This window comes from Frankia nepalensis (assembly GCF_016786325.1).
In the GTDB taxonomy this organism is placed as follows: domain Bacteria; phylum Actinomycetota; class Actinomycetes; order Frankiales; family Frankiaceae; genus Pseudofrankia; species Pseudofrankia nepalensis.
Genome location: NZ_JADWYU010000102.1, coordinates 101,262 through 116,448, shown reverse-complemented (window position 1 = coordinate 116,448; position 15,187 = coordinate 101,262). Strand labels below are relative to the sequence as shown.

The window sequence follows — 15,187 nt, the reverse complement described above, 5'->3', positions numbered from 1 at the left end:
GTCCGCGTCCCGGGTGACGCGGACGGCCTGCCTGACCTCGTGATCGCCGGTGGGCCTCGCGGCCGGCGGGCCGTCGTCCTGTGTCGCCTTCGCCCGCACGCGCGCCCCTCGTCTCCAGCCAGCCACTTCCGTTACGTCGCAAACGTATCAGACGAGAAACGTAACGCAGCCACGAAACGCTACAGATTCTGGCAACGAAAATCCTGACGCGCGATAAGCTTGATTCTCGAGTGTCAGGATTCGCCGGGGAGAGGTGCCTCGCGCGGGCGTGGAGGCGTTGGGAGCGTCGGAATCAGGCGGTCGGGACAGAACCTCGGATGCGTGTCGCGAGCGGCGAAGTAGCTCCGGTTGGCGGGGTTCACCGGTGGGCCGCAGGATGATCGCCGGCCAGGCGCGCTTCCGGGCGCGGTTGGTCCTGGGAGGCGGCCTCAGCGCGGTCCGCTCGGCGCGAGTACTGGCCGCGGCCCCGGATGCGCCGCGACCGTGGCTAGCGGAGGTAAGCGGGGGCCGAGACTGACGGAGTCGCGTGTTCGACCTGAATTCCCTAGATCACGACCGCTGATCGTTACCGGCTGCAGGGATGGCCCTACCTCGCTTTCGCCGGCTCGCGGGCCTTGAACCCGGGACAAAGACTGGCGACGATCACCATGTGGCGAAGTTCTCGGTGTCTGCCTGGCTGCCCGTCATCCTGGCCGATTTCGCCGGCACGCCTGTCGCGGACTTCGAGGTGCGGCTGATCGACTTCGACCCGGCGCGGCTCGGCGACCTCGCGGGGCTCGATCCGACCGTCGAAGACTTCATCCGTAAAGGGGTCGCCGCCGATCCCTACGCCCACCAGTTGGTGCTGAAGGTGGCATTCGGCCGGTCTGGGGCCATGAACCTGAGGGACCTCGACCCCGCGGGCGACCCGGAGGCTCTCGCTGTCGAGATCGCCTCGACGCTCCAGGACCACGTCATGGACCATCTCAACACCACCTGGCCCGAGGTGACCGTCGATGGGCGGACGGTCGTTCTCGAGCCTCGGCTCGGCCCCGACGGGACACCGCGCTGGGAGGGCCGCGGTGTCGAGCCCTGCCCGTTCGGCCAGCTCGCCGACCGTCTCGCGTAGGCGGTCACGGTGCGGGCGGCGCGCGTGCACCGCTCCAGGTGCCGCCGGCCCGGGCTACGGCCGCTGCGCGACCCGGCCCCGGTCCGACGAGAAGGATCTGGTCGGGGTGTCGGTAAGAACCGTGTCACCAGCCGCAAACGGCGATGATCTAGCTGGCAGGCGCGCCAGGTGGCGGCCAGCTATCCCCGCCGGCGCGGGCTGGAGAGTGCCTCGGTGGCCTGATGTACGGCGGCCAGGCCCGGCTTCACGTAGCGCTGCACGCTGCGCAGCGACTTGTGTCCGGTCTTGGCCATGATCACGTTGGCGGAGGTGTTCGCGTCGCCGAGGTGGGTGGCGGAGCTGTGCCGGAGTTGGTGGAGGCGGAGTCCGTCGCCGTACTGGCCGAGCAGGATCCGGGCGCGGTCGTAGCCGAGCCGGGCCCGGCCGGTGTCCGGGCACAGGTCGCGCGGGTCGGTCGTCGCGCGGCGATGCGGGCCGGGCCGGTGGGCGGAGAGGAACAGCGGGCCGCGGGTCCGGCCAGCGATCAGCCGGGGCAGCAGATGGGCGGTGTCGGTGCCCCAAGTGATCCACATCGTGTCGCCGCCCTTGACGACGGCGCGGGCCTGCTTGTTCGGCAGATCGAGGTCCTCGATGTTGAGCGCCAGGACCGCGGAGGCTCTGCTGGCCGACTCGTAGAGCATCCGCCACAGCGTCTTCTCCCGCAGCGGGACGTCACGCCGCCGGCAGAGCCGGTCGATCCGGGTCCGTGAGACGACCTTGGTGTCGTCGGTGGGTTCGCGGCGCCGTTCGGCGGCCGCCGGCATCGCCGGCGCGTCCCAGTGCCTTCGGGTCGTGCACCAGCTGAGCCAGGAGGCGACCGCGGCGCGGTTGCGGTTCCATGTCGCCGGTTTCGCCGCACCCCACAGCTCGCCCAGGGCGTCGGCGATGTCGTCGTCGGCGACGCTGGCGAGCGCCTGGTCCGGGCCGAGGAGTTCGGCGACCCGGTCGAGCACGTTCATGTAGGCGCGCAGCGTGTTCGGGTTGCCCCTGATCGCCGGGGCGTCGAGGAAGGCGTCGACGGCGGAGTGCACCGTCGGCCCGCCGGCCGGGCTCCCGGCGCGGTGGGCGTCGAGCCTGGTCACCGTCGCCACCACCCGGCCGCCTCCTTCGTCTCGATCGACCTGCCGGATAACGCGCACGAGTCGCGTACCGGCGGCCGGGCCGTTCGCGCTGGCCGACGGGCCCCAATGTAGATCAAGCTACCGGATAATGGTCTGTTATCCGGTAGATCGATACCGCCGGGCACGCGGATGAGGTCTTGGGCATCACCAACCTGCTCGTCCCCGGCGACAGACGCTGAGCGCGCGTGGCCCGGCTGTGTGGGGTTGCTGCGGCCAGGGGGTGCTCATGCCGGGGTCGTCGGCTGCCGTGTCTATCCGGTGGTGGTGGCGTGGGTGGCGGTTCGCCAGGCGAGGGCCATGATGGTCAGGACGGGGTTGGCGCCGCCGTTGGTGACGTGGAGGCTGGCGTCGGCGACGTAGACGCGGTCGGTTCCCCAGACTTTGCCGTGTGGGTCGGTGGCGCCGTGTCGGGGTGAGTCGGACATGCGGGCGGTGCCGGCCTGGTGCTGGTGACCGGACAGCCCTTGTTTTGTCGTGCCCATCGTCCAGGTGCGGGTGGCGCCTGAGGCGCGCAGCCATTCCTCGGCGCGGGCGGTCAGGAACGCGTGGGTGCGCAGGTCTTCGGGGTGTTGGAGTCCTTCGAGGCGGGCGACGGGGAGTCCGAGGTGGTCGGTGACGGTGGAGGCGAGGCGGACGCGGGCGTCGCGGGTGGGTATTTCCTGGACCGGGGCCCAGATGTTGATGGTGTGGCGGTAGGTGTCGGCCAGGGCGCGGCGTGTGTCGGGTCCGGCGCGGTCGATGTCGGGGGGTAGGCCGAGGGCGTAGTGCATGGTGGGGATTTTGATGAAGTCGTGGCCGAGGAGGCCGCCGCCGATGATGCCGTCGTTGCCGTGGGAGAAGTGCCGGGTGGCGATGGAGGGGCCGGGGCCGTAGCCGTCGTGGACGTCGTCGTCGAACAGGCCGAACGCGAAGGCGTAGAGGTGTCCTTGGAGGCAGTCGCCGACCCAGTCGTTGCCCAGTCCGCTCAGGTGCAGGAGCCTGGCGGTCTCCACGGCGCCGGCGGCGAGGATGATCCGGCCGGCGTGGATGACGCGTGAGGTGCCCTCGGCGGCGATCTCGACGTCGCCGTTGTCGGAGATCCGGGTGACCTGCGCGGTGGTGATCAGGTCGGCGCCCAGGTCCAGGGCGCGGGGCAGGACGGTGCTGTGGGTGCCGTTGCGGGCGTCGACGGGGCAGGTGAATCCGACGCATTGTCCGCAGCGGATGCATGCCGAGCGGCCGTTGCGCGGCTTGGTGTTCAGGAGCAGCGGGACCGCTCCGGTGGGCCAGCGAAGCGTCTCGGCTCCGGTCTGGAGCACGGTGTGCGCGATGGTCGGGGGGAACGGGGCCATCGGGTAGTCGCGGGTGCGGGGGCCTTCGTCGGGGTGGGCGTGACCGGCCACGCCGAGTTCCCATTCGACCTTGTCGTAGAAGGGTTCGAGGTCGTCGTAGCCGATGGGCCAGTCGGCGAGGGCGGATCCGTCGGGGACGCCGTAGAGGGAGGCCATGCGGAAGTCGTCGGGCAGGAACCGCCAGGCCTGCGCGCCGAAGAACCGGGTGCCGCCGCCGACGGTGATCGCGTTGTGGTGGTAGCGCAGATCGTCGTACTGCACGGCCACCTCGCCGCCGGGGGTGTTCTCGTCGGGCAGGGCCCGCGGGTGCCCGGGGGGCGTGTCGAGGTCGCCGCCGAGGAAGAACCGGTGGTTGCGGATGTGGTCGGCGGCCAGGTCGCGTGCGCCGAACCACGAGCCGCGCTCGACCACGAGCACCGACGCGCCGCCGGACGCGAGCACGAACGCGGCGACGCCGCCGCCGGCCCCGCTGCCGACCACGACCGCGTCGTACCGGTCGCGCAGGCCGCGCAGTTCCCGCGTCGGCGGGCGCTGCGCCAGGGGGACGTCGAGCGGCGGGCGGCCCGCCGCGTAGGGGTCGTAGCCGAGTTCGGCCCAGGCACCGGAGTCTGGGTCGGCGTAGAAGTCGAGGGGCGAGCGGGTCATCGAAGCGCCTTTCGTCACAGGGGCGTCGGCTGGGCGGTCCGCGCGTCGCCGGCGAGGACCTGGGCGCGGATGGCGTCGAGGGTGGCGGCGATCGAGAGGGTCTCGTCGAGCGTCATCACCGGGCTCTCGGTGAGCCCCTCGGCCAGGCAGCGGTGCACTTCGGCGATCTCGAACCGCAGCCCGTTGCCCTCGTACGAGGCGTCGATCCGCGCGGCGCCGCCGGGGCGGGTGGTGACGGTGATCGCGTCGGGGCAGTGCATGAACGCCGGAAGGTCGATCGAGCCGTCGGTGCCCGCGATCCGGGCCGTGCAGGCCAGGGTGGTGCGTATCGCGGTCTTGACGACGCCGAGCGCGCCGTCTCGGTGCCGCAGGACCGCGGCGACCTGCTCGTCGACGCCGGTGGCGCCCACGACGCCGTCGGCGACCACGCGCTCGGGCGGGCCGAGGACCAGCGAGCACAGCTGGACGGGGTAGACGCCCAGGTCAAGCAGGGCGCCGCCACCGAGGCGCGGGTCGAACAGCCGGTGCTCCGGCTGGATCGGCCACCGCATCCCGAAGTCGGCCTCGACCAGGAGCGGCTCGCCGATACGCCCGCTGCCGAGGACGTCGACCAGCGCGCGGTAGGAGGGCAGGAAGCGGCTCCACATCGCCTCCATCAGGAACAGCCCCCGGGCGCGGGCCCGCTCGGCCATCCTGCGGGCCCCCGCGGCGTCCATCGCGAACGGCTTCTCACACAGCACGTGCTTGCCCGCCTCCAGGACAGCGAGAGTGTCCCGCTCGTGCCGCGACGCCGGCGTCGCCACGTAGACGACGTCGACATCCGGGTCGGCGCCCAGCGCCGCGTAGTCGCCGTACCGGCGCGCGACACCGAACCTGTCCCCGAACGCCACGGCCCGCTCGATGCAGCGCGACGCCACCGCGACGATCTCTCCGTCCGCGACCGACTCCATGGCCTGCGCGAACCCGGCCGCGACCTCACCCGGCCCCACGACGCCCCAGCGGACCATCCCCACTCCCGTCCCGTCCTGCTGCGACCTGGCCCGGCCCATGCCGCCGCGGCGACGCTAACCCCATCCGGGCAGTTGTATCAAGAGTTATGTATATCGTTTGATGTAAGTTGTGGGCGTGGACGGCTTCGAGCTCTTCCAGCTGGGACGCGCCCTGATGAAGCTCGGCGAGCAGGCGATGCCCCAGGGTCAGTTCCGTCAGCTCAGCGCACCGACCCGGGCCGTCCTGTTCGACATCGCCGACAACCCCGACAGTTCGATCAACGACGTCGCCGGGCGCGTCAGGTTCCCGCAGAGCCAGGTATCGGTGTGCGTGGCCCGCCTACGCGACAACGGCGTCGTCGAGACCGTCACCGACCCCCAGGACCGCCGCAGGACCCTGGTGCGGCTCACGGCCGCGACCCTGCACCGCATGACGAACAGGCCACCCACGCAGATCGACGCCGTCCTCACCGAGGCCGTCAACAGCACCGACCCCACCGACGTCGAACGCGCCAAACGTGCCCTCGACACCCTCGCCGACCTCCTGCACCTGGCCGACCCGGACACCGCACGGCACGACTGACGGTCGACGCCCAAGCGGCACGCGCCGAACAAACGGCATCGCCGGGGGACACCAGCCGCATATTTGATCATCTGGTCGTACTGTTCGGCGACGACGTCCCAGCGGATCGGCCGGGTCAGCGCCGGCGCGAGCCGTGGGTAGGCGTTCGGCTCGCCGGCAGCAGGCCGATACAGCCGCACCTTGTTGATGCGTTTGATTCGCGGGAGCAGGTCGAAGCCGAGCAGCCGGGTGATCCCGAAGCCGATCTCGGACTGGCCGTGGGAGTCGACGTAGTTGCCCTCGACCTCCATCGCCGTGCCGTGCCGGATCGCGCCCTCGACCATCGCGGCGACCTCGGAGGCGGTGCAGCTGATCAGCTGGGAGTGGATGGCCATGCTCTTGCGCTCCACGTGCCAGTAGATCAGGACGCCGCGGCCGCCGTAGCGGGAGTGCCACTCGGTGAAGATGTTCTGGTCGAACGCGCCGAAGTGCGTCGAGTCGCTGGCCACGGCGGTCGACCCGGCGCCCCAGACCTGCTGCTCCCGGGCGGCGAAGGTGGCGTTGGCGATCTCGACGGCGATCGTGCGGGCGAGTTCGGTGGTCAGGTAGCGGCGGCGCACGTAGCGGATGTCGTCTTCGCTGTGGCCGTTGTGCGCGGAGCCGGCGATCGCGCGGATGCCGGTGTTGGTGCCGTAGGCGTAGATCGCGAGCATCAGCCGCTCGGCGAGCACCTCGGGGGCCAGGTCGCCGCGGCCGGCCGCCGTGGTCGCGAGGCAGCCGGTGCGCAGCACCGCCTCCTTGAGCATGTCGATCAGCGGAACGGTGCCCCACCGGGTCCGGACCTCGGCCTTGAGTCGGCGCAGGTTCCGCGGCTCGGGCGCGGCGTCCAGGTCGGTCAGCCGGATCGGCCCGTTCTTGCCCCGCTCGGCGATCTCCAGCCAGCCCAGCTTCGGCAGCGCGGTGTCGAGTGCCGCGAGTTCGGCGCGCATCTCCTCGCGCAGCTGGTCGATGAACGCGGTCGGGTCCAGCGGCTTGCGCAGCGCGGCGTAGTGCGCGGCGCGCTGCGCCTCGAAGTCGGCAGGCAGGTCCTCGTCGGGGTTGCGCCACTTCTCCGCGCCGACGACCCAGATCTCCTTGCACCGCAGGCTGTCGCGCAGCGCCTGGAAGGTGCAGATCTCGTACACGCCGCGCACGACCCGCCGCGGGCCCTTGGCCGGGTCGGTGAACACCAGCTCGGTCCAGTCGCCGAGTAGCCCCTTGTGGGTCGGCACCGTCTCCCCGGCCGGGAAGTAGGTCAGCCGGCTGTCGGCGTACCGGCGGCTCAGGTCGAGGGCGTCGAGGACCGGCCGGTGGGTGTCGTTGTTCGACCGGAACTCCAGCACACCGAGCAGCGCGATCAGCCCGCGCCGGTAGTCGTTCGAGTACGAGGCCTTCAACGTCGTCTGCACGGTCCGCCGATAGACCGGCCCCTTGGTCTTGAACTCGTGCACCAACTCCCGCAGCGTCTGCTCCCCGCCGGCAACAGCCGGATACACGACCTGGCGGACCGGGTCGTCGGGGCTGCTGAGCGACGCCTCGGCGATCGCGAACAGGATGTTCTCCTTGCCGGTCACCCGCTTGAACGTGTTGACGAGCTCCTCGGTGACCTTCTTGTCCGCCCGGGCGCCGATCCGGTGCACCGTCGAGATCAGCAGTTCGACGAGCGTGTCGGTGATCTCCCCGTGCCGGTGGTGCAGTAGCGCCGCGAGCAGCACCAGCATCAGCGGGTCGGGGTGGTCGCGCAGGTGCGACGGGGACTCCGCCGCCGCGCGGGCCCGCCAGGCCGCGACGACCCGTGGGGCGACGTCGCCGAACAGGCCGTCGGGCAGCTCGACCGCGCGGACCGCGCGCAGCTTGCGGATCTCGGTGAGCATCGAGTCCAGGCTGACGTTGCCCGGCACCGACTTGATCAGCGCCAGCACCGAATGAGGAAGACCGCGGGTCAGGAGGGGGTAGGTCCAGGTGGCGCCGGTGCCCTTGTACTACTCGGTGACGCTGATCGGCTGGATGCCCTTGCGCATACGGGCGGTGTAGAGAGCCCCGTACAGGTGGTCGACCTCGTGGCCGACCAGGCGGGCCATGGCGTCGGTGAACACGGTGACGGTGCGGACGCCGTCCAAGCCCGTGTGCTCGACCTCCAGCCGGGCGCGGGCGGGGCACCGTGCCGCGCGGGCGGCTACGCAGTGGCCGTTCGGGGTGATCTCGCTCGGAGCGAGTAGAGGATCGGGAGGTAGGTGTCGCCGAACGGGAACCGACGGGTGCCGTCGGGTCCTTCGGGCAGGATGCGACTTCCGGGGAATTGGGCCTCGGTGTGCTCGCCGAGCCGGTCGATGATCAGTCCCGATCCGGCGGCCGCTGTCACGATCTCGCCCACCGAGTGCGGGTACTGGACCACCTCCTGTGCGGCCATCGGCAGGTCCGGGTCCGCATACGTGCCCGTGACGACCTCACGCTGGGGCTCCCCTCCACCGTAGGGCCAGTCGGCCACGAGCGGCTCATAGGTGGCCAGGGTCTGGTAGGCGGGATGCAGGTCGACCAGCACCAGCCTTCCTCCCGGCCGCAGCGCCATCGCCGCACCACGCATCCACGCGTCAAGGTCCCCGATCCAGCACAGCACCCCGTAGGTGGCGATCACCAGATCGAACCTGCCCGCCAAGCCGGACGGTAGATTCTGCGTGTCCGCCTCGACGAAATCGGCGGTCAGCCCCGCGAGCTCGGCCAGCTCGCGTGCCCGGACGATCGCCGTCGACGAGAAATCGACACCGGTGACCCTGGCACCCAGACGAGCCCAGTTGAGTGTGTCCATGCCGAAGTGGCACTGCATATGCAGCACATCCTGGCCGGTCACATCACCGGCCAGCTCCAACTCGATCCCGTAGAGCGTCTGCCGGCCCGCCAGGAACGAATCGACGTCGTAGAGCATGTCGTTGGGGGTCGTGCCGTGTGCCTGGGCACGAGCATCCCAGAGGGCGCGGTTCGCGGCGAGCCCGTCATCGGGAGAGTTTCCGTTCATGCCCGCAGTGTGGCAGGCCGATTCGAGCGAGTGCCGACACCTGGTGGGTGTTGAGAATCGATCGATTTTCGACACCCGAGCATCCCCGCGTTTCGTGGTATTCCGGTGGTCCGTACCAGAAAGCGGCTCGGCCTGCCGGCGATTCGGCTCCTACCGTCCAGACGTGGACGCCACGTCCATCCCGGCAGCTCTAGCCGCCCTGGTCGCGGCCGAGCGGGAGTCGGCTCACCCCTGACGGACGCTGGAGGACGCCCACCCGACGGTGCCCTTCGACGGGCTAGGGCGGCGGCGCCGGCGACCCCCGGGCGACGAGCCGTCCGCGTAGAATTTCGCCGATCATCCCGCCGGTCGGGTCAGCGGCATCAACGACGCGACGGGACATCTTGAAGTTCCTGAAGCCTGGGGAGAAATGGAAGCCCGCGCCTGGGCCTACCTCCTCTCCCGGGAAACACGGCGGTACTGGAGGTTCTCGCCTTGGGACGCGGTATGAACGAGGAAGACGCGCGCCGCCGCCGCGAGTTGGAATACCAGGCAGTCGACTACCTCCTGGACAATCCCAGGGTAAGCCGCGAAGTGCTCCGCCGGCTTCTCAGCACCAGGCAGGACTGGGAACTGCGGCAACTGCTGGCTGGCGAGGCGCCCGAGTGGGCACGCCCGGTGGATGTGCCATCCGCTGACCAGGAAGCGGCGCAAGCGTGTCTGACTGCCGGCGTTCCTGCCTGCTGGGGATGGGAGATCCCAAGCAGGGACCAGGTCCGCGCGAGGCTTGTCGCGATGGGATACCCAGAGAGGCTAGCCGAGCAGCAGGTGGGGAAGTACTGGGAAGCTCGGCGTTTCCGCGAGTTCCATCAGGGGCGCTGCGCGATTTGTGGCCGGGAGCCCCGGCGTCTCTTCACTGACCATTCCCACGAGACCGGGCTCGTGCGCGGATATCTGTGTCCAGGCTGCAATCTCAGCGAGGCAAGGTCCGACCTGTCGATCATGGAGTGTTATCGCCAGCGGAACCCCGCGACGATCCTGGACTACTACGAGGTGTACTGGAGCGAGTTCGGAGGATATGCGGAACCTGAGCCGGAGCATGACATCTGGAAGGACAATCCGACGACTGGGCTGCTCTGACACGGACCTGGCTCGGCGTGCTGGCTGAAGTAGGCCCGTCCCGCCGGGCTGCTTCCCGGACAGGTCGGCCGAGCTGCCCGCCCGCCGGTCCGCGCGCGCTTCCGCTGGTCAGGAGCCGCCAGAAGCCCCAACCCTCCTCTACCCCTCGGCCTGCTCATCAGTTAAGAAGGAGACCGGGACAAAGCGTGGGAGGCTACGCCGCGTTCATGATCGGCTCGGTGGCTTCTCGGGCAGGGCTGGTGGGGTACCAGCGGGTGAAGTCGTCGGCGAGTTGGTCGTTGAGGACGCGGGTGCGGACTTGGAGGAGTAGGTGGGCGCCGCGGGGTGTCCAGCGCATCTGCTGTTTCTTGACCATGCGTTTGCTGATGATCTGGTTGACGGCGGACTCGGCGGTCGCGCTGGAGATGGCCTCGCCGCAGCGGCGCCGCTCGCCGTAGCGGCGCCGTTCGCCGTAGTTCGGGATCCGGGCGGTGTTCGCGTCGATGTAGCCGCGGAACTCGGCCAGCCTCTTGGCGAGCTGCTGCCGCTCGGGTCCCGGGTCGTCGAAGCAGTCGAGGTCGAAGGCCAGGCTGTCGACGAGCTGGAGGGCGCGGAAGGTGTTGCCGTGCCAGAGCAGCCACCTGATCCGGGTGAGTTCGTCGTCGACCTGGTCGGCGGTCGTCCAGGCCGGGCCGTCCTCGACGTCTCCTGCGGGGTTGGGGAGGCTCTTGGCGGTCTGGCGGAGCACGGTCAGGCGCATGGTGATGTGGAACCAGTCGAGCAGGTGCTCGGCCTGGGGATTGAGGTAGAGCGGCAGGTCGCGGATGTCCTCGCCGCCGTCGGTGAGGAACGTGACCTGCTGGTTGTCGGCCATCCCCTGGCCGCGCAGCATCTCGTACACCCGGCGCTTGGGTTTGCGGTCGTGGGTCTGGACGAACGCGAAGCACTTGGCCGGGCCGCCGCCGGTCGGGGTGGAGCGGCCGGCAATGACCTCGAACCAGCCGTCGCGGCGGGAGGTCTGCTTGCTGGAGTGGACGTAGCCCCCGTCGATGCCGACCACCAGCGGCAGATCAGGGCGAGGCAGCTCTGCCCAGTCCGCGGGGCAGGTGTCGACGAAGCTGAACCGCTCGTCGCCGAGCTCACCGTCGAGACGTTCGGCGACGTGTTCGGTGTGGCGGCGCACGGCGGCGGCGTGCAGGGTCCGGCCCAGCGGAAACGCCTGGCCGAGCAGCTCGGCGGCGGCGTCGTAGGAGGTGTGCGCTGCGTAGGTCGCCTCCCAGCGCACCAGCTCCGGCGTCGCGCGCTCGGACAACAGGGTCGCCAGCGGACTGAACGTGCCCGTCTGCCCGGTGCAGGGGCAGCGCCACCAGCGCGGACTCGTTAGCTGCAGGGTGCCAAACAGGGAGCGCAGCACAATCGTGCGGCTGTCCTTGTGCCGGTACGGCCGGCCGCAGCTGTCGCAGAGCGCCTGGTCGGCGAGCGCGGTGGCGACCTGGGCGGTGAGCAGGTGCTGCTGGACGCTGGCGAGGACCTGATGGGCCTCGGCCACCCGCAGCCCGGCACTCGCCGCCGTGAGGTCCTGGCGCTCGAGCACGCCAACCTCGTAGACGGCGGGGGCGGTGCCGTCCTAACGGTCGACGACGACCTGAACCGTGACCTTCATGGCGGGCTGCCTCCCAGGGCAGGGTCGGTGTGCAGGGCGTGGTTGACCGCAGCCCGGTCGAAGTGGTCGATCCGGCTCCAGGCCAGCAGGGTGGCGAGTTCCTCGCGGCGCCCTGCGAGGTGCTCGCCCACCAGGTCGTCGCCGTCCGCGGTAAGCAGCGGGGCGAGCAGGTCGGCCATCCGGGTCGCGACCGCGTAGGTCGAGTAGGTCTGGCGCAGCGCCAGGAACGCCGCCGGCCCGCCGCAGTCCTCCGGCGGCGCGGTGCGGGCGCCGTCAACACAGACCGGATATCGCCGGCCCGGGTCAGCGGGCAGGATCTTCTCCACCCGCAGGTCGTGGCGCCAGGCGTCGAAAAAGTCGTACTCGTAGACAAACCGCTCCCCGACCCGGAAGCCGAAGTCCGCCAGCAGCACCCGGCGGGCATCGTGGGCGAAGCCGGCGGTCCCGGGCCGAGCGATCCCGTAGCCGACGCCGTGGATGGTGAACCGGTGCAGATGCTCGGCGACGCTCGTCTGGTCGGTGACGAGCAGGCGCCGCCAGATCAGCGGGCTGATCCCCGCGAGCACTACCCGCAGCTGGTACACGGACGACGGCGCTGGAGCCTGCGCATCCGAGGCCACGGCTCGCCATTATCCCGACCCGCGGAAGTCACAGCGCACCGAGGGTGGTGAGGACAAGAAGCTGCAGGGCGAGGGCGCCGGCGAACGCGGTCCCGCCGCGCTGGACCGCGGCCGCCGGGTGGGCGCCGGCGCGCCGCTCGAGGTAGCCGGCGACCAGCGCCACGCACACGGACGCGGTGACGCACAGTGCCACCACGAGGATCTTGACCGTCATCGGGTCGGTGTACATCCGGTGCTCCTTCAGACCAGCCGCCCGGATCGGCGACAGCCCTCACGCTGGGGCACCCGGAACGGGCTTTTCGTTGCGCCGGAACGTGACCGGAACGACCGGCTCGGTGGGCTGCTGGGGCAGACTGTCCGGTGGTTCCGGTGCCGGAAGAGCACCGGAACAGGAACGGGGGGTTCCATGGCGGCGAGCGAGCCGAGTCTTGAGGTCCGGGAGATCTGCGGGATCCTGGGCCAGCTGCGTGACAGCGCGGGCCTGACCGATAAGCAGCTCGCCGAGCGGTGCGGGTACAGCGTCAGCCACCTCAACGCGATCCGCAACGCCAAGATCGTCGACCCGCCGCCGGACGAGAAGATCGAACTGTGGGTGCGGGCCTGTGCCGCCAACGAGGGCGCGGCCGACTTTGCCCTGGCCGAGATCCGGGAACTAGCGGCCGTCCATGAGCGTCACCGTGACCTGGAGAGGACCACCGACGCTCGCCCTCGAGGGGACACACGCACAAGGGTTGGGAAGGACTCCGCGCCGCCGCGCCGGGTGGGAGTGGTGCCTCGGCGGGCGGCCCGCTTCCAACACCGGGCCGCGGTCGATCTGCTGAAGGACGCGGTCGGTGACGGCGGGACGGCGGTGCTGTGCCAGGTGCTGGCCGGGATGGGCGGGGTCGGCAAGACCCAGCTCGCCGCCGACTACGCCCACCAGGTCTGGGACGCCGGGTCGGTGGATCTGCTGATGTGGGTGACTGCGGCCAGCCGCGACGCGATCCAGACCGCCTACGCCACCGCCGCGGCCGAAGTCGCAGGTGCCGACCGGTCGGATCCGGCCGCGTCCGCGGACGCGCTGCTGGCCTGGCTGGCCAGCACCGACCGGCGATGGCTGATCGTCCTCGACGACCTCGCCGACCCGGACGACCTAGCCGGGCTATGGCCCCCAGACCGGCCGGGCGGGCGGGTACTGGTCACGACCCGCCGCCAGGACGCCGCCCTGACCGGTGATCGCCGCCGCCGGGTCGACGTGGGCCTGTTCACCCCAGACGAGGCCACCGCCTACCTCACCGCAGCCCTCGCCGGCCACAGCCAGCCCAGCGAGCCCGCCGAGATCGCCGGGCTCGCCGAAGATCTGGGGTACCTGCCGCTCGCGCTGGCCCAAGCGGCCGCCTACATCCTCGACTCCCGTCACCTGGACTGCGCGGCCTACCGCGCCCGGCTCGCCGACCGCACCCGGACCCTGGCCGACCTGGCCCCCCACAGCCTGCCCGACGACCACCCCGTCGCCGTGGCCGCCGCCTGGTCCCTGTCGATCGAGCGAGCGAACCAGTACCGTCCAGTCGGCCTCGCGAGCCCGCTGCTCGAACTTGCCGCGGTCCTGGATCCCAACGGGATCCCCGAAACGGTGCTCACCAGCGTCCCGGCGCTGGCCTACCTGACCGACCGTCGCGTGCCCGCCGGTCAAACCGCCGCCGATCCCCGCCCGGTCGACGCGGAGCACATCCGTGACGCGCTCGCTTGCCTACACATGCTCAGCCTCGTCGACTACACCCCGGCCAGCCCGCACCAGGCCGTCCGCGTCCACCAGCTGATCCAACGCGCGACCCGCGAGCCGCTCCCCCCCGACCGGCAGCACACCCTGGTGCGCGCTGCGGCCGACGCCCTCGTGTCTGCCTGGCCCGAGGTGGAGCGCGACACCACACTCGCCCAAGCCCTGCGCGCCAACACCGACGCGCTCTACGCATACGCTCCCGACGCGCTATGGCACCCCCACGGGCACACCGTGCTGTTCCGCGCAGGCAGAAGCCTCAGCAAGGCTGGTCTTGGTACAGCCGCCGCCAACCACTTCCTCCACCTGGCCACAGCCGCCTCCCACCGGCTCGGCCCCGACCACCCCGACACCCTGGCCGCCCGACACGAGACTGCCTATTGGCGGGGGGAGGCGGGGGATCCAGCCGACGCTGTTGTTGCCGCCCTGGAGGAGTTGATCCCCGATTTCGTTCGAGTGCTGGGCCCCGACCATCCCAACACCCTGGTGGCGCAGGGCAACCTCGCCAGCTCGCAGGGGAGGGCGGGGGATGCGGCTAGCGCCGCCACCGCCTTGGAAGAGTCGATCCCCGATTTCGTTCGAGTGCTGGGCCCCGACGACCGCAGCACCCTGGTCCACCGGGCCAAACTGGCCTGGTGGCAAGCGCATGCCGGGGACGCGGCTGGCGCCGCCACCGCCTTGGAAGAGTTGATCCCCGATTTCGTTCGAGTGCTGGGCCCCGACCACCCCGACACCCTGGCCGTCCGACACCAGATGGCCCACTGCCGGGGGCACGCGGGCGATCCAGCCGGCGCCGCTGCCACTCTCAAAGAACTGCTCGCCGAGTCTTTGCAAGCACTAGGCCCCGACCATCCGACCACCCTGGCCACCTGGCGTTACCTCGCCCGATGGCAGGGGGAGGCGGGCGATCCAGCCGGCGCCATTGCCACTCTCCAGGAACTGCTCGCCGAGTCTTTGCGAGTGCTGGGTCTCGACGACCCCGCGACCCAGCGCGTCCGATACGAGATGGCCAACTGGCAGGGGCGGGCGGGCGATCCAGCCGGCGCCGCTGCGATCGTCCAAGGACTGCTGGCTGATCAGCTGCGGGTACTCGGCCCCGACCACCCCGACACACTTACCAGCCAGAATGCACTGGCCTGGTGGCAAGAGCGCGCCCGACCGCCCGGTAACGAACGTTCACGAGACACATAGATCCACAACGCG

11 protein-coding genes and 2 pseudogenes are annotated in these 15,187 nt (G+C 70.6%); 4 read left to right on the top strand and 9 right to left on the bottom strand.

From position 1 onward, the window contains the following. Positions 1-649 precede the first annotated feature (649 nt). Positions 650-1,108 (top strand): hypothetical protein, encoded by a 459-nt coding sequence (locus I6A81_RS12170; RefSeq protein ID WP_203002907.1) that lies wholly within the window; start codon positions 650-652, stop codon positions 1,106-1,108. 179 nt (positions 1,109-1,287) lie between these two features. On the opposite strand, the gene I6A81_RS12165 is transcribed toward I6A81_RS12170, so the two are convergent. The 3 genes from I6A81_RS12165 to I6A81_RS12155 form a co-directional block, all read right to left on the bottom strand. Beyond that, positions 1,288-2,241 (bottom strand): tyrosine-type recombinase/integrase, encoded by a 954-nt coding sequence (locus I6A81_RS12165; RefSeq protein WP_203002908.1) that lies wholly within the window; start codon positions 2,239-2,241, stop codon positions 1,288-1,290. Positions 2,242-2,519: 278 nt separating this feature from the next. Further along, entirely contained in the window at positions 2,520-4,244 is a 1,725-nt protein-coding gene (locus tag I6A81_RS12160; RefSeq protein ID WP_203002909.1) for a GMC oxidoreductase, read from the bottom strand. A gap of 14 nt (positions 4,245-4,258) precedes the next feature. Then, positions 4,259-5,251 carry a Gfo/Idh/MocA family protein gene (locus I6A81_RS12155; protein ID WP_203002910.1) on the bottom strand — a complete coding sequence of 331 codons (993 nt, stop codon included), beginning with the start codon at positions 5,249-5,251 and terminating at the stop codon, positions 4,259-4,261. Positions 5,252-5,408: 157 nt separating this feature from the next. Here I6A81_RS12155 and I6A81_RS12150 point away from each other — a divergent pair, with 157 nt between their 5' ends. Next, positions 5,409-5,816 carry a MarR family winged helix-turn-helix transcriptional regulator gene (locus tag I6A81_RS12150; RefSeq protein WP_307874617.1) on the top strand — a complete coding sequence of 136 codons (408 nt, stop codon included), beginning with the start codon at positions 5,409-5,411 and terminating at the stop codon, positions 5,814-5,816. Positions 5,817-5,863: 47 nt separating this feature from the next. Here the strand turns inward: I6A81_RS12150 and I6A81_RS46500 are convergent. The 3 genes and pseudogenes from I6A81_RS46500 to I6A81_RS12140 all read right to left on the bottom strand — a co-directional run. After that, positions 5,864-7,771: pseudogene (locus I6A81_RS46500) on the bottom strand (Tn3 family transposase); the annotation flags it as partial. A gap of 45 nt (positions 7,772-7,816) precedes the next feature. Beyond that, a complete protein-coding gene (locus tag I6A81_RS12145) occupies positions 7,817-7,954 on the bottom strand; it encodes a peptide deformylase (RefSeq protein WP_203002912.1) in 138 nt (45 codons plus the stop codon). Between the two features lie 56 nt (positions 7,955-8,010). Then, complete coding sequence (locus I6A81_RS12140; RefSeq protein WP_203010180.1) at positions 8,011-8,847, bottom strand: class I SAM-dependent methyltransferase; 837 nt, start codon at positions 8,845-8,847, stop codon at positions 8,011-8,013. Positions 8,848-9,333: 486 nt separating this feature from the next. Here I6A81_RS12140 and I6A81_RS12135 point away from each other — a divergent pair, with 486 nt between their 5' ends. Then, on the top strand, positions 9,334-9,966 hold the full coding sequence (locus I6A81_RS12135; RefSeq protein WP_203002914.1) for an endonuclease domain-containing protein: 633 nt from the start codon (positions 9,334-9,336) through the stop codon (positions 9,964-9,966). Between the two features lie 193 nt (positions 9,967-10,159). Here the strand turns inward: I6A81_RS12135 and I6A81_RS12130 are convergent. From I6A81_RS12130 to I6A81_RS12120, 3 genes and pseudogenes are all read right to left on the bottom strand, one after another. Further along, a pseudogene (locus I6A81_RS12130) lies at positions 10,160-11,608 on the bottom strand (ISKra4 family transposase). After that, positions 11,605-12,228, bottom strand: a complete 624-nt coding sequence (locus I6A81_RS12125) for a plasmid pRiA4b ORF-3 family protein (RefSeq protein ID WP_203002915.1) — start codon at positions 12,226-12,228, stop codon at positions 11,605-11,607. The pseudogene I6A81_RS12130 and the gene I6A81_RS12125 overlap by 4 nt, the downstream one beginning before the upstream one ends. Before the next feature lie 28 nt (positions 12,229-12,256). Beyond that, positions 12,257-12,457, bottom strand: coding sequence for a hypothetical protein (locus I6A81_RS12120; RefSeq protein WP_203002916.1), 201 nt, complete (start codon positions 12,455-12,457; stop codon positions 12,257-12,259). A gap of 177 nt (positions 12,458-12,634) precedes the next feature. On the opposite strand from I6A81_RS12120, the gene fxsT reads away from it, so the two are divergent. After that, positions 12,635-15,175, top strand: a complete 2,541-nt coding sequence (gene fxsT, locus I6A81_RS12115) for an FxSxx-COOH system tetratricopeptide repeat protein (RefSeq protein WP_238429051.1) — start codon at positions 12,635-12,637, stop codon at positions 15,173-15,175. Positions 15,176-15,187: the final 12 nt, after the last annotated feature.